General features: G+C 53.9%; 25 protein-coding genes and 4 tRNA genes. 25 read left to right on the forward strand and 4 right to left on the reverse strand.

The genetic code is table 11. The features are described 5' to 3' along the window. Positions 1–484, reverse strand: a 484-nt coding sequence (locus ETC00_RS04430; protein ID WP_171564755.1) for a transposase, incomplete at its 3' end; no start/stop codon positions are given. Positions 485–879: 395 nt separating this feature from the next. On the opposite strand from ETC00_RS04430, the gene ETC00_RS04435 reads away from it, so the two are divergent. The 8 genes from ETC00_RS04435 (at position 880) to ETC00_RS04470 (ending at position 8,620) form a co-directional block, all read left to right on the forward strand. Continuing rightward, positions 880–1,242: a hypothetical protein gene (locus ETC00_RS04435; protein WP_171564756.1), complete on the forward strand. Its 363-nt coding sequence runs from the start codon at positions 880–882 to the stop codon at positions 1,240–1,242. After that, the gene (locus ETC00_RS04440) at positions 1,223–1,855 is read left to right on the forward strand and encodes a thiamine phosphate synthase (RefSeq protein ID WP_171564757.1); all 633 of its coding nucleotides are present in this window, start codon (positions 1,223–1,225) and stop codon (positions 1,853–1,855) included. The genes ETC00_RS04435 and ETC00_RS04440 overlap by 20 nt, the downstream gene beginning before the upstream one ends. Beyond that, on the forward strand, positions 1,852–2,532 hold the full coding sequence (gene thiE / locus ETC00_RS04445) for a thiamine phosphate synthase (protein WP_171564758.1): 681 nt from the start codon (positions 1,852–1,854) through the stop codon (positions 2,530–2,532). The genes ETC00_RS04440 and thiE overlap by 4 nt, the downstream gene beginning before the upstream one ends. A 61-nt stretch (positions 2,533–2,593) precedes the next feature. Beyond that, positions 2,594–3,502 carry a hypothetical protein gene (locus tag ETC00_RS04450; RefSeq protein ID WP_171564759.1) on the forward strand — a complete coding sequence of 303 codons (909 nt, stop codon included), beginning with the start codon at positions 2,594–2,596 and terminating at the stop codon, positions 3,500–3,502. A gap of 178 nt (positions 3,503–3,680) precedes the next feature. After that, positions 3,681–5,438: an aromatic amino acid hydroxylase gene (locus tag ETC00_RS04455; RefSeq protein WP_171564760.1), complete on the forward strand. Its 1,758-nt coding sequence runs from the start codon at positions 3,681–3,683 to the stop codon at positions 5,436–5,438. Positions 5,439–5,575: 137 nt separating this feature from the next. Next, entirely contained in the window at positions 5,576–7,093 is a 1,518-nt protein-coding gene (locus ETC00_RS04460) for a two-component system sensor histidine kinase NtrB (RefSeq protein ID WP_171564761.1), read from the forward strand. Between the two features lie 260 nt (positions 7,094–7,353). Further along, positions 7,354–8,064, forward strand: coding sequence for a cytochrome c biogenesis CcdA family protein (locus ETC00_RS04465; RefSeq protein ID WP_171564762.1), 711 nt, complete (start codon positions 7,354–7,356; stop codon positions 8,062–8,064). A gap of 13 nt (positions 8,065–8,077) precedes the next feature. Next, positions 8,078–8,620: a TlpA family protein disulfide reductase gene (locus ETC00_RS04470; RefSeq protein ID WP_171564763.1), complete on the forward strand. Its 543-nt coding sequence runs from the start codon at positions 8,078–8,080 to the stop codon at positions 8,618–8,620. Between the two features lie 130 nt (positions 8,621–8,750). On the opposite strand, the gene ETC00_RS04475 is transcribed toward ETC00_RS04470, so the two are convergent. Continuing rightward, positions 8,751–9,917: a CapA family protein gene (locus ETC00_RS04475; RefSeq protein ID WP_171564764.1), complete on the reverse strand. Its 1,167-nt coding sequence runs from the start codon at positions 9,915–9,917 to the stop codon at positions 8,751–8,753. A gap of 266 nt (positions 9,918–10,183) precedes the next feature. Here ETC00_RS04475 and ETC00_RS04480 point away from each other — a divergent pair, with 266 nt between their 5' ends. The 8 genes from ETC00_RS04480 to ETC00_RS04515 all read left to right on the forward strand — a co-directional run bounded on the left by ETC00_RS04480 (position 10,184) and on the right by ETC00_RS04515 (position 12,613). Beyond that, positions 10,184–10,477 (forward strand): Mpo1-like protein, encoded by a 294-nt coding sequence (locus ETC00_RS04480; RefSeq protein WP_029099143.1) that lies wholly within the window; start codon positions 10,184–10,186, stop codon positions 10,475–10,477. A gap of 273 nt (positions 10,478–10,750) precedes the next feature. Next, positions 10,751–10,951, forward strand: coding sequence for a hypothetical protein (locus ETC00_RS04485; protein WP_171564765.1), 201 nt, complete (start codon positions 10,751–10,753; stop codon positions 10,949–10,951). A gap of 205 nt (positions 10,952–11,156) precedes the next feature. Continuing rightward, positions 11,157–11,723: a thioredoxin family protein gene (locus ETC00_RS04490; protein WP_171564766.1), complete on the forward strand. Its 567-nt coding sequence runs from the start codon at positions 11,157–11,159 to the stop codon at positions 11,721–11,723. Positions 11,724–11,812: 89 nt separating this feature from the next. Then, positions 11,813–12,121, forward strand: a complete 309-nt coding sequence (locus tag ETC00_RS04495; protein WP_171565013.1) for a hypothetical protein — start codon at positions 11,813–11,815, stop codon at positions 12,119–12,121. 106 nt (positions 12,122–12,227) lie between these two features. Further along, positions 12,228–12,303 (forward strand) — tRNA-Thr (locus tag ETC00_RS04500). Between the two features lie 12 nt (positions 12,304–12,315). Further along, positions 12,316–12,400, forward strand: a tRNA-Tyr gene (locus tag ETC00_RS04505). Between the two features lie 42 nt (positions 12,401–12,442). Then, positions 12,443–12,528 (forward strand) — tRNA-Leu (locus tag ETC00_RS04510). Positions 12,529–12,539: 11 nt separating this feature from the next. Continuing rightward, positions 12,540–12,613 (forward strand) — tRNA-Gly (locus ETC00_RS04515). A 224-nt stretch (positions 12,614–12,837) separates the two neighbouring features. On the opposite strand, the gene ETC00_RS04520 is transcribed toward ETC00_RS04515, so the two are convergent. Further along, positions 12,838–13,272 carry an ImmA/IrrE family metallo-endopeptidase gene (locus tag ETC00_RS04520; protein ID WP_171564767.1) on the reverse strand — a complete coding sequence of 145 codons (435 nt, stop codon included), beginning with the start codon at positions 13,270–13,272 and terminating at the stop codon, positions 12,838–12,840. A gap of 24 nt (positions 13,273–13,296) precedes the next feature. Further along, positions 13,297–13,728, reverse strand: a complete 432-nt coding sequence (locus ETC00_RS04525) for a helix-turn-helix domain-containing protein (RefSeq protein WP_171564768.1) — start codon at positions 13,726–13,728, stop codon at positions 13,297–13,299. A 217-nt stretch (positions 13,729–13,945) separates the two neighbouring features. Here ETC00_RS04525 and ETC00_RS04530 point away from each other — a divergent pair, with 217 nt between their 5' ends. The 9 genes from ETC00_RS04530 (at position 13,946) to ETC00_RS04570 (ending at position 20,050) form a co-directional block, all read left to right on the forward strand. Continuing rightward, the gene (locus tag ETC00_RS04530) at positions 13,946–14,176 is read left to right on the forward strand and encodes a helix-turn-helix domain-containing protein (protein WP_171564769.1); all 231 of its coding nucleotides are present in this window, start codon (positions 13,946–13,948) and stop codon (positions 14,174–14,176) included. Positions 14,177–14,258: 82 nt separating this feature from the next. After that, positions 14,259–14,483 (forward strand): hypothetical protein, encoded by a 225-nt coding sequence (locus tag ETC00_RS04535; RefSeq protein ID WP_171564770.1) that lies wholly within the window; start codon positions 14,259–14,261, stop codon positions 14,481–14,483. 434 nt (positions 14,484–14,917) lie between these two features. Further along, on the forward strand, positions 14,918–15,805 hold the full coding sequence (locus ETC00_RS04540; protein ID WP_171564771.1) for a DnaD domain protein: 888 nt from the start codon (positions 14,918–14,920) through the stop codon (positions 15,803–15,805). A gap of 58 nt (positions 15,806–15,863) precedes the next feature. Beyond that, positions 15,864–16,577 (forward strand): BRO family protein, encoded by a 714-nt coding sequence (locus tag ETC00_RS04545; RefSeq protein ID WP_171564772.1) that lies wholly within the window; start codon positions 15,864–15,866, stop codon positions 16,575–16,577. 224 nt (positions 16,578–16,801) lie between these two features. Further along, positions 16,802–17,260 carry an ArpU family phage packaging/lysis transcriptional regulator gene (locus ETC00_RS04550; protein ID WP_171564773.1) on the forward strand — a complete coding sequence of 153 codons (459 nt, stop codon included), beginning with the start codon at positions 16,802–16,804 and terminating at the stop codon, positions 17,258–17,260. 350 nt (positions 17,261–17,610) lie between these two features. Then, entirely contained in the window at positions 17,611–18,039 is a 429-nt protein-coding gene (locus ETC00_RS04555) for a phage tail terminator family protein (protein WP_171564774.1), read from the forward strand. Positions 18,040–18,132: 93 nt separating this feature from the next. After that, positions 18,133–19,194, forward strand: a complete 1,062-nt coding sequence (locus tag ETC00_RS04560; RefSeq protein WP_171564775.1) for a phage tail sheath subtilisin-like domain-containing protein — start codon at positions 18,133–18,135, stop codon at positions 19,192–19,194. 15 nt (positions 19,195–19,209) lie between these two features. Beyond that, on the forward strand, positions 19,210–19,647 hold the full coding sequence (locus ETC00_RS04565; RefSeq protein WP_171564776.1) for a phage tail tube protein: 438 nt from the start codon (positions 19,210–19,212) through the stop codon (positions 19,645–19,647). 13 nt (positions 19,648–19,660) lie between these two features. Further along, positions 19,661–20,050, forward strand: coding sequence for a phage tail assembly chaperone (locus ETC00_RS04570; protein ID WP_171564777.1), 390 nt, complete (start codon positions 19,661–19,663; stop codon positions 20,048–20,050). Positions 20,051–20,143 lie beyond the last annotated feature (93 nt).

The raw sequence follows: 20,143 nt of genomic DNA on the forward strand, positions 1-20,143 counted from the left end.
TGATGTATTTGTTCTTGTTCGCACTGGCTTTTACATGGGTGGAATCAATATACAGGACCGAGGGATCTACAAATCCATGATGGCAAGCCTCCTCGAGAATACGAGTAAAAATCTTTTGAAACAGATCGGTTCCTTGGAATCGCCGTACGTAGTTTTTACCGAACGTAGTGAAGTGGGGAATCGGTTGTGTAAAGTCGTAACCCAGAAACCACCGATAAGCAATGTTCGTTTCGATTTCTTTGATGGTTTGACGCATGGAACGGATTCCAAACAGGTACTGGATGAGCACCATTTTGATGAGGACAACAGGATCAATGCTAGGTCTTCCGTTATCGAGAGAGTATCGATCTTTCACCAAGTCGTAGATAAAAGAAAAGTCGATGGCATTTTCAATTTTTCGAACAAGATGATCTTGTGGAACCAATTCATCTAATGAGACTACAGATATCTGATAACGGCCTTCGGCCTGTTGCTTGTTCAGCATGCTTTCACCTCTACAAAGTGTTGAATGTCTTGTTTATTCGACAAAAAAGCGTGTAGACCTTGTACCTTCGGTACTTTGTCTACACGCTGAACCGCCGGTGAATCCGGCGGTTTTTGTTTGCAGACAAAGTCCGGGGTGTCATGGGTGATGGTGCCCGCTCGCACCCCTGACGATCGGCAAAAAAAGTGGACAGTGTCCTGACGTGGTGCAGGCCTCCGGCCAGGAACGTATGGGAAAAGCGATTTTTGCAACGACAAACCAACTGCATAGAGGGAGTTTCCAGGCAGACCGACTTGCGGGCCCAACCGAGTGGAGCAGCGATTTGCAGGCTTGGCGGAGCCGCATCGGCTAGTGATATAATAGGGGGAGTTTCTCAACAAGTGGGGGGAGCAACCGTGACCGAACCGATGCAGGATGTACAGCAGGTGACGCTGTCGACACAGGCGTTTTTGATTTTGTGCCGCCTGTTCGACGGCTGCTACGATGATATGAAACAGCAGGAATCGATGCAAGATCTGGTAGAATCCATTGCCGATATTTTGTTGGCAGGAGTGCAGGAGCTGGAAGGGCGAGAGACAAAGCCGAGAACGGTCACGTTCCCGCTGACGCTGCCGCAATCGTTTTTGCTTCGCCGCCTGGCGCACGAGATGCTGGCTCGCGTGCCGGAGGGCCAGGAGGACAACATGACAAGCTGGCTGCAGGAGTGCGTGTCAGCACTGACAGGAGGGGCAGGGGCATATGGGACCCCGGCAACCTGAACTGCACGTCATCACCAGCGGCAGGCAGTCCCTCAATGAAGTGCTGAGGGTGGCGGAGGCCGCCTTTTTGGTCGGGATGGACTACCTGCACATCCGTGAAAAGCAGCGGACTGCCCGAGAATGCATGGAGTGGGTGGAAGCGCTGGCCCAGGTCATGCCCCGTGAGCGAATTCTGGTCAACGACCGGGTAGACGTGGCAGCGGCGGCCGGGTGCAGGGGCGCTCATCTCGCGTACCACAGCTTGACCCCGGCGGAAGCCCGCCGTGTGTTAAAGCCGGGGCAGCAGATCGGCCGATCCGTTCATTCGCTGGCCGAAGCCAAGCAGGCGGCTGTGGAGGGAGCGGATTACCTCTTGTACGGCCATATTTTTCCGAGTGCGTCCAAACCCGGTCTGGAGCCGCGCGGAACGGATGAATTGCGTAAGATCGCTGCGCAGGTGAAGATTCCCGTCATCGGCATCGGCGGGATCACGCCGGAAAACGCCTCTCATGTGCTGGCAGCAGGCTCAGCGGGGATCGCTGTGCTGTCCGGCATTACAGCGGCGAGTGACCCGCAGGCGGCGGCGCGAGGGTACCGGGAGGCGCTGGATCGATGGAAGGAGAGTCAGAGATGAGAGACCGTGAACGCTTGCGGAAAAGCATGCAGGTCTATTTTGTGGTGGGCACGCAGGATTGCGGTTTTTCGCCCGAGCGTACGCTGGCCATTGTCCGCGAGGCATTGGCCGGCGGCGTCGGGATGCTGCAGCTGCGGGACAAGGGGAGCCGTTTGACGGACGAAGAGCGGTACCGTCTCGGCCTGGAAATGCGGGCCTTGTGCCGGCAGTACGGTGCGTTGTTTGTCGTCAATGACGACGTATCATTGGCAGTGCGGCTGAAGGCGGACGGGGTCCACGTCGGACAGGACGACATGCCGCTCGCCCAGGTGCGGGAGTTGGTTGGCGAGCAGATGTACATAGGCGTATCTGCCGGGACGGTGGAGGAAGCACTTGCTGCCCAAGCAGGCGGAGCCGACTGCCTGGGAGTCGGCGCGATGTATGCCACCGCATCCAAAGCGGACGCCGGTGAGCCGATTGGTCCTGAGGGACTGCGAGCCATCCGCGAGGCTGTCGGCAGCGGACTGCCGATCGTCGGCATCGGCGGCATCACGCTGGAGAATGCGCGGAACGTACTGGCGGCAGGAGCGGATGGCGTCGCCGTCATCAGCGCAATCACTCGTGCCTCGTCGCCCGCCGAAGCGGCCAGAGAACTGAAACGCATCGCGACAGATGCGGCGAACGGGCAGTCAAGCTGAGCGCATAACGTACAATAACCAACAAAACAGTGCCCTCCCAAGCGGCGAGGAGGTGGAAATGATGAAACATCGCATATACCGGATCGGGTACGAATGGGTCAGCAAGCGGGAGCTTCTGGAGAGGTTGCAGTTGACCGATTGCGTGTTGGTCGAGCACAAGCGGTTGTTCCCCGCGGATGAGGGCACGACAGGAGAGATCGTCCCGGAAGATGAGCGGCACGCCGTGCTGATTCGCAGCCAGCGCCGTCCGGGGGAATGGATCACCTTCAACGGTCTGTACGAAATTCAGTCCCGCGAGCCAATCCCCTGGATCGATTCGCCGCTGGAGTATCATCAGTTCGGCACAGAATTGATTCCGGGCAACATCCGTCGGGACAAGGCCCCTCAGGCGCGCATTCCGGCGCGGACCAAACTGCAGATCGCGGCCATCCGGCAGGAGACAGTGTTTGTCACGGTGCCCGGCCACCCGTCCCGCCGATACGAAATGTCACTGGCCCACGCCCGGTTCGCCAAAGACTTTCCCACGGAATTGGAGCTGAAACTGCAGGTGTATGCGTTTCCGCCCCGCCATGACATCTTTGTCGACTGGCTCCTGAAAGAAGGGCGAAAGACAGGAATTATCATCCGGCCGAATCAGGAGCGGGTGGAGCGTTCAGCGTTTCAGGTGTGGGAAGAACTGCGCCAGGAATACGGAATCAGCGTCAGCGCCGCGCTGATCGCCATCAAACAGGCCCTGATCGTACTGGACAGAGCCGGTCTGGAGAGTGATTTTCCTTATCCGGTCCAGGAGTTGTCCGACCTGTCGCTGTCCAACGACGCAGAACGGGACGCCTTTTACTCGTACCATGCCGTCCGCTGCGCCATGGCGGCCGTCTCGGCACTGTTGACGACTGATCCCAAGGACCCACTGCAAGATTTGCTGCTGGTGGACATCATGCTGGAACAGCAGATCAACCGCAGACGCGAGTAAGCGTCCTGCGGTTTTTTCATTATTTATGCTTTTGTTGTATAATGGAAGAAAATAGAAGTCGGATGGTCTTATCCAGATAAGTTGAACAATAAACATTTTTTGCACAATTTTGGTCCGGGACGTGGTATGATAGATCGAGAAAGCGTTTTCACAAAAACCTGTTGAGGAGGCTGTGAGAATGAATCGTGTGGAATCCGATTTTTCTCTGGTGCAGGTGCCTGTCCATCTCAGAGAGTTTGTAGTGGAACAGGATTACGAGCGGTACACGCCCGTCGACCACGCCGTCTGGCGCTACGTGATGCGGCAAAATCTCAGTTTTCTCAGCAAGAAGGCCCACGCCGCCTACGTGGACGGTCTGCGCACTTCCGGTATCAGCGTGGAGCGCATCCCCAACATCCGGGAGATGAACGAAAGCCTGGCCCAGATCGGCTGGGGCGCCGTTACCATCAACGGCTTTATTCCGGCCGTGGCGTTTTTTGACTTCCAGGCGCACGGCATCCTGCCCATCGCCTGCGACATCCGCCAGTACGATCACATCGCATACACGCCGGCACCCGACATCATCCACGAGGCGGCGGGACACGCGCCGATCATCAAAGACGAAAAGTACCGTTCCTACCTCAAATTATTCGGGGAAATCGGTTCCCGCGCGCTGTCCTCCCGCGAGGATTACGAATTGTACGAGGCCATCCGCTTGCTGTCGATCGTCAAAGAGGATCCCGAGTCCACCGATGAGGAGATCCGGGCAGCAGAGTTGGCATTGGAGCAAAAAGCGCAGGCGGTCAAGGAAGTGTCCGAAGCCAACCAGCTTGCCCGTCTCTACTGGTGGACGGTGGAATACGGGCTGATTGGCGACCTGGAGAATCCGCAGATTTACGGTGCCGGCCTGCTGTCATCGGTAGGGGAGAGCATGAGCTGCCTGAAAGACGACGTGAAAAAAATTCCGTTTTCCCTTCAGGCCTGCATCGAAACGGATTACGACATCACCAAACCGCAGCCGCAGTTGTTCGTCTGCAGGGATTTTGACGAGCTGATCGAAGCCGTGCAGGAATTTGCCAAAACGATGGCCATGTCCGTCGGCGGCACACAGAGCCTGATCAAGGCGAGCAAAATGCCGCAGACGTCCACCTCCGTATACAGTTCCGGTCTGCAGGTGAGCGGCGTGCTCAGCGAGCTGGAATTTGACGACAGAGGTGAAGCGGTCTACTTGAAGACGACGGGACCGACTGCGCTGGCCGTGGGTGACAAGGAACTTCCCGGCCACGGCAATCACGCAGAAGGCTTCGGCTCTCCGATCGGCTTGCTTGCCGGCGAACCCACCCCGCTGGAGGAGTTTACGGACGGACAGCTTGAGGCGTACGGAATCGTCGTGGACCAGACGACCACGCTGACCTTTGCCTCCGGTGTCCAGGTGGTCGGCAAAGTGGCGTACATTCGACGGGAAAACGGCAAGATCGTCTTAATCGGATTTGACAACTGCACCGTCACGTACCGGGGAAAAACGCTGTTTATGTCCGAGTGGGGGACGTACGACATGGCGGTCGGCGAAAAAATCGTCTCTGTCTTTGCGGGAGCGGCAGACCGCGAAGCGTTTGCCACCGGCACGCACAAGCCTTCGGCCGTCAACGCCAGACGCCCGGTGTACAGTCCGGAGCAAAAACGGCTGCATCGGTTGTATCAGCAGGTGCGCGACATTCGCGAACAGGCACCTGCTGCCGAGACGGCGCAGCGTGTACTGGCGGAAGTGCTGCGGGAAGTAGACGAGGCGTATACGGACGACTGGCTGATTCGTCTGGAAATCCTGGAGGTTCTCCACAAACGCGGCCTGCTCCCGGACAAACAGGCACAGCTTCGCCTGGCATTGGAAGCGCTGCGCGAGAAAGGCGAGGAGCAGGCACAGTTGATCGATAACGGCCTGTTGTTGATCGGAACGTAATTTTGCGGCGGTTACAGCGGCGTGAATCGTGCGAGCCGATCATCACGCCGCTTTACACAGCGACAATCTTTTGGTGATAATAGGAAATGTAGGGCAACATCCAAAAATGGAAACAAGCGTGAAGGAGCCAGTGGGAAGTGAAAAAACGTGTCGCTATGCGCGTAACCAGTCTGGCCCCTGATCTGGCGGCCAAAGCGAATTCGTTATTGTTGAACCACGACCAACTCTCCGATCTATTCAAGGCAGACGCCCCCCACACCCTGGCATTGTTGGAGCAGTTCATCAAGGGATTGGCGAATGTTTTGGAAACCGGGAACGGGTTGATGCTGGAACAGCAGATGCGAGAGTTTGCGTTGAAACAGGCCAAGCAGGGGGTGCCGCTCGCCAGCATTCTGGAATTTATCCGGCTGGGACGTGACGTGATTGTGGAGCAGCTGCAGGCAGAAGCGGAACAGTTGATGCAATCGCCCGCGGAATGGCCCTCATTTTCTTCAATGCAGATGGACGTGTTTCGTTATGTCGAAAAGCTGATAGACGCTGTGGTACAAACCTGTCAAATGGCCGAGCGCGAGGACATGCGCCAGCCTGAAAGCGCTCTTACCACAGGTGAACCGTTTACGGAAGTGGCGGAACAGGAACTTGTGCAGCTCATCTTGAAGTCGACAGACATCGCCGTGCTGATGATCGACAAGGATCTGCGGATTGTGGAAGCCAACCAAGCCCTGGCAGATCTGCTCTCGGTGGAGCGGGAGCAAATCATCGGCAAGCAGATCGACGAAACGTTTCGCCCGCGCGAATGTGAACGCTTTCTGCAATGGGTGGTGGAGCGCGGCCAATCCGGTCACTACGTGGCGGAGTACAATGGCAAGTGGACAACAGTCAGCACCAGCCCGATCTATCACGAAGGGGAACTGCAGGGAGCCATTGCCGTGATGCGCAACATTACGGAGAGCAAGCGGTACGATGAGGAACTGACCAAGCGGGAAGCCCTCGCCGCCGTAGGGCAGCTGGCTGCCGGCATGGCCCATGAAATCCGCAACCCGCTGACCTCGATCAAAGGGTTTATTCAACTGCTGCGGGAACAGATGGAGACGGACGGAAACCAATCGTATTTTTCCGTCATCTTGACCGAAATCGAGCGGATCGACGGGCTGTTGAACGACGTACTTGTCCTGGCCCGCTACCGGGACGACAAGATCGTAGCCGAACGGTTTTTGGTGATGGAGGAAGTGCTGGGCGTGATTCGCCTGCTGGAACCGGAGTCAATCCGACGGGGCATCCGGTTGGAACTGAACTGGTCCGGCGAACAATGGCATGTCTTCGGCTACCGCGCGCGCATTAAACAGGCGATTTTGAATATCCTGAAAAATGCGCTGGAGGCACTGGCATCCAAAGGGTCAGTCGTTCAGGTGTCGGCGTACGCGTCGATCAATCAGGTCGTCATTATTGTGGAGGATGACGGCGTGGGCTTGTCCGACAGTGTCAAGCAAAATCTGTTCGTGCCGTTTTACACGACCAAACCGGATGGAACGGGGCTGGGACTGTCCACGACGCAGCGGATCATCATCGATCACGGCGGCGAGATCTTCGCCGACAATTCGCCGCAGTTGGGCGGGGCACGGTTTGAGGTTCGGCTGCCGATTTCCATGCAGTAAGCGAGCGGCAGAGAAAACGGGCACAAACCCTCGTGCTGATTGACCCGCAGTTGGACAGATACATATCAATTGAGAAAAAGACGGATGACTGTTTCATTCGTCTCTTTTTAGTTAGTGGGATCTTTTGGTTACAGCGAGTTACCATAATATATCTTCTGTAAACGAAATTCCAACGTTTTTAAGACAAAGTGCCCGATCCACTTTTTGGACAAGGACTGCATCCGTTACAATAGTACAAAATGGTGTCCTCGGAGGTAGTTATGACTGCAAATCTTTCCGTATTGCTGGCTTTTGGCGCGGGGCTTCTTTCCTTTGTTTCCCCATGCTGTCTGCCGCTCTACCCTTCGTTTTTGTCCTATGTGACCGGCATCACCATGGACGAGGTGAAGAAGGGGAGGGCGGTCTTTCAACGGCAGGCGTTGCTGCATACGTTGTTTTTCATTCTCGGGTTTTCCATCGTCTTTGTCGCACTGGGTCTGTCCACGTCCTGGCTGGGCAATCTGTTTGCCGAGAAAAAAGACCTGATCCGCCAACTGGGCGGCATTCTCCTGGCGGTGATTGGGCTGGTCCTGCTCGGTGTATTCCAAATGGACTGGATGATGCGGACGTGGAAGATTGATTTAAAATCTCGCCCGTTGGGGTATACTGGGTCCATACTGGTCGGCATCACCTATGCGGCGGGGTGGACGCCGTGTGTGGGTCCGATCCTCTCCGGGATCTTCGTGCTGGGCGTGACCGATCCGACGCGTGCGCTGACCTACACGCTGGCCTACACCCTGGGGTTTGCCCTGCCGTTCTTCCTCATGACGTTTTTCATCAGCAAGGTCGGAGCGATCGTCAAGTACTCGGACCGGCTGATGAAACTGGGCGGTGCAGCCATGATCCTGTTCGGGATCCTGCTGTATACCGATAAGTTGACGGAAATTACCCGCGTCCTGATTCAACTGTATGGAGGCTTTACCGGATTCTAAACGAGGTGAAGAGATGAAAAAACTGCTGCCGGCACTATTTGTAGCCTTTTTCGTCGGACTGATCTTCTGGCCGCATGCGGGACAAAGCCCGACGGTCATGGCGGAACCGAAAGCGGAACAAAAGCCGATACAGGGTTATGAAGCCCCCCATTTTACGCTGATCGGGATGGACAACCAGACGTATCAGCTAAACGGCAAGCGTAATAAGCCGCTCATCCTGAATTTCTGGGCTTCCTGGTGCGGTCCGTGCCAGATGGAAGCACCGGAACTGCGCAAGTTCTACCAAAAGTTTGGTCAGCAGGTGGATCTGTACGCCATCAACGTGACCAGTGAAGACAGCGTGGACGGCGCCAAAAACTTTGTGCAGACATACAAACTGCTGTTTCCCGTGCCGATGGACAAGACAGGGGAAGTGGCCAACCGCTATCGGATTATGGCGTTTCCCACCACATTTCTGATCGATCAGCAGGGTATCATCCGCAAAACCATCATCGGCATGGTTGACGCGGCCGTCCTGGAGCAGGAAGTACGCAAACTGCTGTCCGAAAAGCGCTGACCGCTGCGAGGTGCAGCGGTTTTTTCTTCGTGTTAGTGTTTCGATACGTACATGAAAAGGAGCCTGGATTTCCGGCTCCTTTTTTGTGATCCGTATGTCAGCGCAGGGCGTGGTGTTTCCGGTCGCCAGTTCATTGTGCCGTCTGGGCAGTCCCGCCATGCACGCTGCCGTCCGGATCGATCCTGACATGGGTGGAGATGGATTCGATCCGCTTGAGCAGGCGGGCGCCGTCCGCCTCGTTCATCGGCACCGGCTGTCCCAACTCCGCGTGGTACGGCAGCATCTTCAGAGTGCAGTCTCCCTGTTTCGTGCATGTCGCCTGCAGCACCATGGTCTCCCAGGTTTTCGGCTCTGCGGCACGCGTAAAAATGAAGTTGCCCAAACTGTACGCAATCCACTTGCCATGATACGATTCAAACCCCTGCAGCACGTGCGGATGACTGCCGACGACGAGATCGGCACCGGCGTCAATGTAGGCACGGGCCAGTTCCTTTTGGTGATCGACAGGGAGGTCCACTTTTTCCTTGCCCCAATGGGCGATTACGACGACGAGGTCGGCTTTGGAACGTGCCGCGCGAATCGCCTCGACAGCGCGGGCCGGGTCGTACGAGACGGCGAGTCCCGGCTTGTTTTTGCCGGCGTACCAACTGACTTCCGGTACAACCCGACTGAAGCCGAAGAACGCGATGGTGATGCCGTGTCGCTCGACCAACACCGGGGCGTATGCGCGGGCTGCATCCGCACCGGCGCCGACATAGGCGATCTCGTTTTCATCCAGTACGCGCATCGTGTCAAGCAGGCCTTCCACACCCTGGTCCATGGAATGGTTGTTCGCCAGGTTGACCAGGTCAATCCCGGCTGTTTTCATCGCCGGTACAGCTTCCGGGGGCGACTTGTACACATAGGTCTTGGCAGCGGGTGTTCCGCGCGTAGTCACGGGTGTTTCCAAATTGACGACGGTAACATCGTCGTGCTGAAACAGCGATGTAACGTGCACAAACGGAAAGTCGAAGCCATTCTCCCTCAACCTCGTTTCCACGTGGCCGGACATCATCGTGTCTCCCGCAAAGCTGAGCGTGACGGTCGGATCGCTGCCTGCCGTTGATTCGCCGGCTTGTTCCACTTGACCGCTTCCGCTCTGCCGGGGAATCTCCCTCTGCAGATTCTCCATATGATACAACCCGAAGAACAGAAAGAACATCACACCGAGTACGAGGCCATTAAGCAACATGTACAAGCGTCTGCGCCGTCTCTTCCTCTTTTCGGCCTTGACCCGTTCCGTTCTGGTCCGATTCATCGCTCTCCCACCTGTAACATCACGGTTTTTCTCTGACAGCAAACACTTCCTCATTATACCATCCTTTGCTTGGCTCCCACATGAAAAGCGGCCCATGACAGCCAATATGATGCGCAAGTCCTCCGTTCACGCGCGACGGTCATGAGGCCCAGATGGGGAGACGAATGGGCGATCCGTCGTGGGAAAGCAGCGAAAATACGGCAGTGAACGGCTTCAAAGGCAGTACTCCAAAGTGTTAGAATATTGAAAAAAAGGAGGTCTTTAACATGGAGGAAAAGGTGTCCTTTTTGGAACGGTACAAGCGCGACCACCAGCATCCCGTCAACAAGCTGACCCACGCGTTCGGCATTCCCATGATCGTCATTTCCCTGCCGCTCTTTTTCTGGAGCTGGAAGTGGGCGCTCGGCCTGTTCATCGTCGGGTGGATCTTCCAATTTGTCGGCCACTACGTTGAGGGGAATCCTCCCTCCTTTCTGAAAAATCCCGTCTTTCTGCTGATCGGACCGTGGTGGATACTGAAGCGGCTGTGGGGGTTTCTCACCGGCCAGCCGTACCGGTGAGGAGGTAATCCACAGCGGACCGGGGCCATGACGAACGGCCGGAGGCGCTTGCTGCGCGCCGGCTGTTTTGTGCCGACACCGTCATGGCGAGACACCGGGCGAACCAAAACCGTGCCGCATCTTTTCCGCTCCGGGCGAACCGAAACCGTGCCGCATCTTTTCCGCTCCCGGCCCAATTTCCGGCGGGTCTCTCCGTTTTGTGTCCTTGCCTAAAGAACAGGGTTGTTCTCCTTCATACAATAAACCGATCAAGGGGCGGAGGGGGGAGAACGGATGGCAAAACCGAAAAAGGCAAAGACGAATCGGGAATCCCGGCAGCATCCCAACCAGTTGAATCTGAAAATCGTCACGTCCGAGACCTGTAAAGCGTGCAAGCAGCCGTGTGCGCGAGGCATGGCGTACGTCGACAAGATGTCGCGGCCGGGGGCGGTGGGCCGTGGTGTGCCCTGCATTCTGACGGCTCCCCGGACATGATGGAAACGACAGCGCGAACCCGCGCTGTTTGTTTTTGAGGATGGTTTTGGGAAACATGCAACGTCTGGAGCCCCTTGCGCGGGACAAGCCCAGGCACCGGTGTGGCGATAGCAGCTGAGAGTTAGGCTGTGAGCGGGAAGAAAGAGGATTTTTGTTCCGCTGTGTGGAAAGCTAGAACGGTACAGTGAATTGAGGAGGGGAAACCATGTCGGTCAATGTGGCCCACAAATTTGGAAACGGATTGAAGCCTCAGGTGTTCATGGACACCATGAGCAAAAATAAGGAAGCCTTCGCCGGGTGGTATGAAGCATTTTCCTGGCCGAGCGAAGAGGATCGGCAATTTTTTGCCTCGCTGCGCCACCGCGACGACTTGCGCTGCCTGATTTTGGCCGCCGACTGGTGCGGCGACGTCGTGCGCAATGTGCCCGTCTTGTTCCGCGCGTTGGAGGAAACGGAAATGCCTGTGGAAGTACTGGTGATGGAACAGCACCTCGATCTGATGGACCAGTTTCTCACCATGGGCGGCAGAGCGATTCCCATCGCCATCTTTGCCGACGCGGGCGGCCATGTGCTGGGGAAATGGGGACCGCGCCCGCAGCACGTCCAAGCGGTAATGGTCGCCTTCAAACAGCAAAACCCTGACCGCAGCGCGCCGGACTACGAAGAAAAGATCAAGGTTGCCCGCGCCGAGATGCTGGAGAAGTACGGTGAGGGAACGGGCTATCAGGCGGTAATCGTCAAAGAACTGAAAGAACTGCTTTCCTCGATCTAGGAAAGCAGCAACAGCGGATGTATGGAATTCCTCCGGCCAGACGCCCGACGCGATACATGGCCGGAGGTGCAGAAGAAGGGATGACGAGCTTGCATTACTACGGAAATGAGACGATTATGTCTGTGGAACAGGTACTCCGCCTGAAGCCAGGGGAAATCCGCATTCTGGAATGGGTGCGCACCTATGAATTCATGGAGAATCAATGGGGCGTGGACGAACCCGTTCCGCACTTTCTGGAAATCAAGTGCGAATCGGTCGGCGTCCGCATCCGCAAGAACCGCATCACCAATTTCCCCGATTACGTCTGCGAAGCGGAGCAGGTGTTCCCCGACGTGGAGCAGGCACTGCCAATATTCCACGAATGGGCGAAACGCATTCTCGAGGAGCAGGGGAAGTGAAACTTTCTCTGAAATTTCCTATTGACATGTATGACTTACTATGATAGATTTAATGGCGTCACCTCCTTTTTCACTCTTGATAAAAATGGGAGGCGGACGCAAATTTGCCGGTGTAGCTCAATTGGTAGAGCACCTGACTTGTAATCAGGGGGTTGTGGGTTCGATTCCTATCGCCGGCACCACGGGCATTATATGGGGAGATAGCGAAGTGGCTAAACGCGGCAGACTGTAAATCTGCTCCCTCTGGGTTCGGCGGTTCGAATCCGTCTCTCCCCACCATTGACGATTTCTTTCCAATCTGTTATAACATTATACAGACGTGCCGGTGTGGCGGAATGGCAGACGCGACGGACTCAAAATCCGTTTCCAGCAATGGAGTGGGGGTTCAAGTCCCTTCACCGGCACCATACTCCCAGATGCGGGTGTAGTTCAATGGTAGAACTCCAGCTTCCCAAGCTGGCGGCGTGGGTTCGATTCCCATCACCCGCTCCATATGAAACCCTTGAGAAATCAAGGGTTTTTTGCTTTTTGGAAAGGGAATGTTGAGGGGGGAAAGCGGGGGTGGTGTGCCTGATCCGCTTTCCAGGTGCATCAACCTGCTTCGACGACGAGTAGGAAATTGTTCTCACCGCGTTATTGACACTTGCCATGTTGTTTTCGCAAGAACGTATGTTCGGTTTTGGGGCGAAATCATGCCCTGAAACGGGGGAAACCTGTCACAGTTTCTTAAGATGCGCAATCTCACGTGGAACACCATAGATGGCAGCCGCTTCATGTATGGTCATGCCGGTGCTTCGATATTCATAAAGCACACAGTCAGGCATCAACAATTCGACGGCGAATTCGTTTGCTTCACGCTCGATCCGTTCCACGGAAAAGAGCGTGTTCTTTTTTAGGAAAGGGGTGTTTACGTCCGTGTGCATCACGCTGTGACCTAATTCATGAGCGCAGGTAAAAAGTTGATCAGATTCATTCAGATCACAATTAATATGGATCATGGGTATGCGCTTGTACACATTGAAATAGCCATAAATACTGCCAAGTTCCTCGAACAGAACCACTATATTTTTCTGAGCTGCGATTTCAAAGGGGTCGTTGGTTCCGTGTTTTTTGATCAATTCTGAAACGATTTGCTTAACTGGTTTTCGCATGCAACGATCCCCATCCTCTGAACGCTACTTCTTGTATTTGTGAGGGCTGAACTTTTTCTTCGCGAGCTCTTTCGCTAGTCGCAGGGAGTTTTCGAGTGATATTTGCAACAGTCGCTTTGTCTCCTCATCTAGTGGCTCACCGTGGAATGCCAGGGCATTGTCGCTTTCCAGGTTCTCCATGATACGCTCCAGATCCTTGGCGATATCTCGTTCTTCTTTTGGTGTGAGTTGGCCGGGAACAGGATTGTTCACAGGCTCGTCCAATGCGTCGATCAAATCATTTACGCCGACGTTAAGCGCTCCCGCGATGGCTTTCAATGTATCCACGCTGGGATTGTAACGATCACGCTCAACATCAGCCAGGTAAGAACGGGACATGTTTGCTTTCCTGGCTAACATTTCCTGTGTAAAGCCTCTAAGTTTCCGAAACCTCTTAATATTTGCCCCGAGCGACATATCACAACACTCCTTTTTGGTCGGTATATCCGACTTTCATGACTATTATATGTCGGAAATGTCGGATATACAAGTTGATAAGTGACGGAAATACAAGTAATATGACGGAAGGACAAGTTATATCGAGATATTCTTTTCATTTGCTCATATTTTGCCAAAAATGCTATTTTACTCTGTGACGGAAATACAATACATTTGAAACGTGGAGGTGATTCGGATGCTAGACCGAAAAGCGTTGGGCCTGGTGATAAAAAACCGGCGCAGGGAAAGGAATATCAAACAGAGCCAAGTTTCATCCGCCACCAAGTTATCTCGCAACTATATCTCGGACATCGAGAACGGGAGATACGTGCCCAGCGTCGAGACGCTTACCAAGATAGCCGTTTATCTGGATCTAGACTTAAACGTGCTGAAAATGTCGGAAATACAAGTAGATATGGAGGCATGACTTCCGTGCAAACTGTCGAGAAACGGCTGAAGCAAAACCGCGCGATTTGAGAAAGGAGGAAACGGCATGAACGACCTACGGAATGCCCGAGAAACTGCTTGATTTCCCGCAATACGTTGAGCAAACCGAGCCTGCCAGACAGCGTCTGCTGCAGCCAATCGCGTTCGACGATGACCGGGACGGTCTGGAGTGGACGGTCCGGGACGTAATTGAGGAACTGGAGTACCTGGTGGACATGAAAGCGACGATGGCGCCTGAGGAGTTTGTTGACGGGGTAAGAGAACAGGCCAGACGCCTGTTGAAATGACGCGGGCTTCGGCCTGGTGGGAGCATTGACACAGAGTCTGTACAGCAGGTTTCCCATCGGTCGATGCTTCCACGGAGGTCGATACCTCCGCCAGAAACGAGGTCAATCCGGGGGCGGCCAGCGGAGCCGTAACGGCTGCCGGTGTAGGTTGGGCCGGCAGCGGCCTCGTGACTAAGCGGAAAGGAGGGACAACTTGCATGACGTTCAGGCTGCAATAAAGGCAAAAGACCCAGCGCGGCCACGCTGAGTCTCGGTCAAATATGCACGATTGGGAATCACTTTAATCGTAGCTTATCGTCCCTTGTAAATCAAGAGGAGGGATACCATGACAGTTTCCATCGCATCAACGAAACTATGGACTGACAACAGCAAATAAACGGATGCCGGCTGCCAAGCGGCTTTCCACCAACCAGTGTAGAGGGTGAGGTGATGGTGTGAACTACATACGAGAGCTGAACGCCTTTGTAGATTGGCTCGAAACAAACCCATTGGAAGCAACCGCACAAACTTTGTGGTTCCACCTCATGGCGATCGCAAACAAGAGCGGTTGGCCAGAGTGGTTTGCGGTATCCAATCTAACCCTGCAGGCGAAACTCAGCGTGACGGAAAACACCCTGGCGAAGCACCGGAACACCCTCGTTCAGAAGGGAAGGATAGAGTACCGTTCACAGGGGAAACAGAAGGCCGGCAAGTACCGGATCATTCCGTTCTCGGCTCCTAATCTTACCGCAAAAAATGAGGTGAATCACGAGAAAAGCGATGACCATGCCTCAAAAATTGCAGCAGATCGTGAGGTGCTTCATGAGGCAAACCTTGCGGAAAAACGTGAGGTAAACCATGAGGCTTTATATAAACAAAACAAAACGAAACGAAAGACAAATTTCTCTCTTGAAATACCGGTACGCGAAAATTTTCTCTCGATGATCAATGAGTTGAATATCAAGTGTAGGGGTGTATGGGACATCGATGCGTTGGAAGCCTTCGTCGGCATTATGGAGCCGGAGTTGATACGCGAAGCCCTAAAGCGTTCGGAGATGAAAAGCGTCGCGTATGCAATTGAAATTCTCCGGAATTGGCATGCGGAGAAGATTCACACCGTTCAAGTGCTTCGTGAACATGAGGGAAAGAGACGTTCGCGATTGCGTGGTTATCGCGGGAACGTCGTGCTCATGGACAAGCTGCCCGCGTCCATTCAGTGGCAGCAAGAGCAAGAAAGGCTTGGGGTGCCGATGCAGCCACGAGAACCGCGCACAGTGGCGGATGACCCAGAATTGGCTGAGATGCTTCGTGACTTGCATCGTTCAAAGAAGGCAGGGAGTTAGGCCGGCGCGGTGCAGAGGCGAGATGCGGGCATCAGGGAGTGAGGAAGGAGGAAAAAGCATGCACGTACTTCAAAGCGTATTCCGTTTTCAAGACAAGCAGGTGCGAGTTGTTCTGCGGGATGGGGAGCCCTGGTTCGTGGCTCGTGATGTGTGCGAGGTGCTGGATAACCGTGATACCGGTACGGCAATTCGGCAGCTGGATGACGATGAGAAGCTGATCCAAACGATGATTGAATCAGGTCAAAACAGGGAGGTATGGCTGGTGAACGAGCCGGGCCTGTACTCACTCATCTTGTCCAGCAGCAAGCAAGAGGCAAAATCCTTCAAGCGCTGGATTACTCACGAGGTAATACCGGCGATCAGGAAGACTGGCGAATACGCTGTCGATCAAAGTAAAGCCGTCCCCCTCAGCGAACGCCAGGCGCTGATTCAATCCCTCAAGCTGACGGCAGAATTGGCGGAGGAGATGGAGGAGGTGAAATCCGTCACCCAAACCCACAGCCAAAAGCTGCTGGAGCTGGAACAGAAGGTCGACGAACAAATCACCATCGACTACGGAGAGCAGCGCATGTTGCAGAAGGCGGTTGCTCGCAGGGTCTACGAGGTGGAGAGCGATCCACAGCGGCGCCGTGCATTGTTCCGCCAGCTGTATCGGGAGATTAAAGATCGTTTCGGAGTTCCCAGCTATCGGGATGTACGCCGGTCCGAACTGCAGCAGGTACTCCGCTGCGTGGAAGCCTGGATGCCAGGCTGGAAAGCGCAGGACGCCTAACACAAGCCCGGAATAAGTAATCGAGCAGCACAAGCTTAGTCCAAGCCAACTGATTTGTCGAAGGGACACTCCTGCTGAAATGGTCACCGTTTATCGGCAGACAGGTTCGTTTGGCGTGTTTCGAAAAGGAGCGTAGAACATGGTAGAGATCCGCGAAGACGTCGAGGTCACTGCTGTCCGGGCTGAATTGACCGGACAGAAAAATCAGCGAGGGGGAATGAAAGATGAGCGCGCAGCAATTACTGCCGAAGATTGATCGTCCAGCCACAGAGAGAAGAGTAAAAGAGGCATTGGATTTAGCACGCGACTTCATCAGGATGGGATTTCATCCTGGTGTAGAGGTAGGTACAACGACTGGTTACTCCTTGGTTCCCCCAACTCAGACAAACCAGTTCCACAGCAGCACGGAAAACGTGGCGATCAAAAATGTTGACATAGAGTTAAAGCGCAAAGAGTATGTGCAGCGTGTGATTACTGCTGTGACGAGGTTGGGAAAGAGAGAACGTGAACTGATTTTGAAGAGGTGGTTCGGGGACGAGGATATGACTGACATAGAGGTATACATGGAACTTGGTATGTCGCAGTCCACTTACTATAGGATCAGAGGCAGAGCATTTTTTAAGCTGGCGTTTGCTTTGAAGTTAGAGGTCTATGAATGTGACACAGATTTGAGAGGAAATTGAGCGAATAATGAGGAACAATTGTTCCTGTCAGGTGTTAAAATAATATCATCGGATAATAAGACAACCACTCGATTTCTCGGGTGGTTTTTTGTTTTCCTGCCAGGATGATACGAATGCCAGTAAGCGCATGGGGCTTTGAAAGGAGGTGAGGATGTGAAGCTTATGAAGCTTGCGAAGTTTGCCTCGTACATGTCCGGCGTCAAAGAAAGGAGCGACACGCTGGAGTTGAACGTCGATGGCCGTCGCTTGCATGGAGTTCCGGACATCGACATCGGAAGTCAATGTAAAGCTTTCCAGGGGAGGTGTTGAAAAGCTGACGTTGCAGATGATGGGTAGGGAGAGACAGTGATATGCTGACGCGCATGCAGATCATGAATGCGATCAATGACAAGATCAAGGCAGAGTTTTCGAACATACCGATCCTAAGCAGCGACGCAGAAGAAGGGATTAACCGCCCTTCTTTTTTCGTGTCTCTGGAAACGAACCGGGTGGAAGCGTTCCCGTACAGCATTCTTCGGGATATGACCTGCCGTATCCGATTCTTTCCTGCCAATCTGTCCACTTACAGGGAAGAAGTCTACGATGTCATGGATCGGCTCGACAAATTGTTCGCGTTGTCCTTTACGGTCGGCGATCGAACGATCACGATCTCCGGTGTTACAGCCGAAGTGATCGACAAGGTACTGCACTACGACTTCGACTTTTCGTATTACGACGCCGCCGCGGTTGATCCTGACGCCGGTGTGAATACGGAAAAGATGCGGGAATTGTTGTTTTGATCGCTGACTTTGAAGTGAAATCACGAGATTGGGATGTGCCAATCTGGTGAAAGTGTTCGACAAAATCATGGATAAGTTTTGGGAGGTGGCGGCATGGGTCTGCCTGAGATTTCGATTATTTTTTCATCGTTGGCCGTGTCGGCAATTCAGAGAAGCCAGCGCGGCATTGTGGCGCTAATCCTCAAGGACGATACGGGGAGCTTTGATACAAAAGAGTACAAAGCTGTGTCTGAAGTCCAATCAAGCGATTGGTCCTCGCCAAACCTGCAGTATATCAAGGATGCTTTTCTTGGTACGCCATCGAAGGTGATTGTGGAGAGAATCGACACAACCGCCGCAAATTACAACGATGCGCTTGCCCGATTGGGGAGCAAACGGTGGAATTACCTAGCCGTTCCAGGGATTCAACAAGGAGATGTTGCGGACATCGTCTCCCAGATTAAAACCTGGCGGGACACTCAGAAGAAAACCTATAAAGCAGTGTTGCCAAATGTGGCAGCCGACCATGAAGGGATCATCAACTTTGCGACTGAGGGCATCAAAGTAAAAGGCATTGACAATCCTTTCTCGGCATCTGAATATACAGCCCGGATTGCGGGTATTCTCGCTGGATTACCGCTGAACCGCAGCGCAACCTACTATGTGCTGCCAGAGGTTGAAGCAATCCAAGAGAGTTCTGATCCGGATGCCGACATCGATGCAGGAAAACTCATCCTGATCAACGACGGCGAAAAAGTCAAGATCGCCCGCGGCGTGAACAGCCTTACTACGACAACAACGCAAAAGGGCGCAGATTGGAAAAAGATCAAGATCATCGAAGGACATGATCTGGTAAAAGAGGACATCATTCGGACGTTCCATGACGAGTATGCAGGAAAGATCATCAACAGCTACGACAACCAGGTTCTGCTCATCACTGCCATCAATGCGTACCTGCGGAGCCTGGAAGGGGACGTGTTGGATCCGACTGCAGATAACACGGTGGGCGTGGACGTGGAGGCACAGCGCCTGGCCTGGGAAGCGATTGGTACGGACACGAGCAATTGGGACGATCAGAAGGTGAAGGAGAACACGTTCCAAGCAAAAGTGTTCCTGGCCGGACGTCTCAAGTTTTTGGACGCAATCGAAGACCTGCAAATGAAGATTTATGTATAAGGCGGTGAATAGAAGATGGCAAAACCCGATGTAAGAAAAGTCATCAACGGAACATATGGCCGTGTGTGGGTAGACGGAGAACTGTGGGCCGAAGTGGACAGCTTTGAGGCAAAAGTAACGATCAATTACGAAGATGTCAACTTTGCCGGTGAGGCAGCCACCTATAAAAAAGCTGTAGGCTGGACTGGTGAGGGGTCCATGACGATCAAAAAGGTATACTCCCGAGTACAACAAAAGCTGGCTGACGCTGTACGAAAAGGTGAGTATCCTCGTTTTGAGATCGTTGGAAAGCTGGCAGACCCGGATGCTCATGGAGCGGAGCGGGTCGCGCTCTATGATGTCACAATCGGTGAATTCTTCCTCCTGAAGTACGAGCAAAAAACGCTGGGGAGCGAAGAGGTACCGTTTGCGTTCAGTGATTATAACATGCTTGACACCATTTCTGTTAAATAGGAGGTATCCGGCAGTGGGGAAACAGTTGACCATTGCAGATCTGCTCGCAGAGAAAGAAAAATTGAAGCGAGGAAAACGCCGAACGGCCAACCTGTACATCGAGTCACTGGACGGAGAGATCACGATTCAGGAGCCGGATCGCTCAATAGCGATTGAGGCGTTGACGATGGCGCAGGACGACTCGCGCAGCCAGATGGCCGACCCGTATATCGTCTATCACTGTGTGGTCCAACCGGATCTGAAAGACGCGCAACTTCAAAAGGAATTCGGCTGCGTCGAACCGACAGACATCGTGGGTATCTTGTTCCGTCCTGGCGAGATTGCGGCGATCAGCGGCCACGCTTTGAAGCTAGCGGGCTTTGGCGAAGGCGTGCGAAAAGTGGATCGTGACATAAAAAACTGATTGAAAGTGGTGACGAGGACTTTTACTTTCTCCACCACTATGTACAAAAAGGATTTTCACCGGAGTATCTGCTCGGACTGGACTTTGCGACCA

Origin of the sequence: Brevibacillus sp. MCWH, from assembly GCF_013096935.1 — a bacterium.
Classification (GTDB): Bacteria; Bacillota; Bacilli; order Brevibacillales; family Brevibacillaceae; genus Brevibacillus; species Brevibacillus aydinogluensis.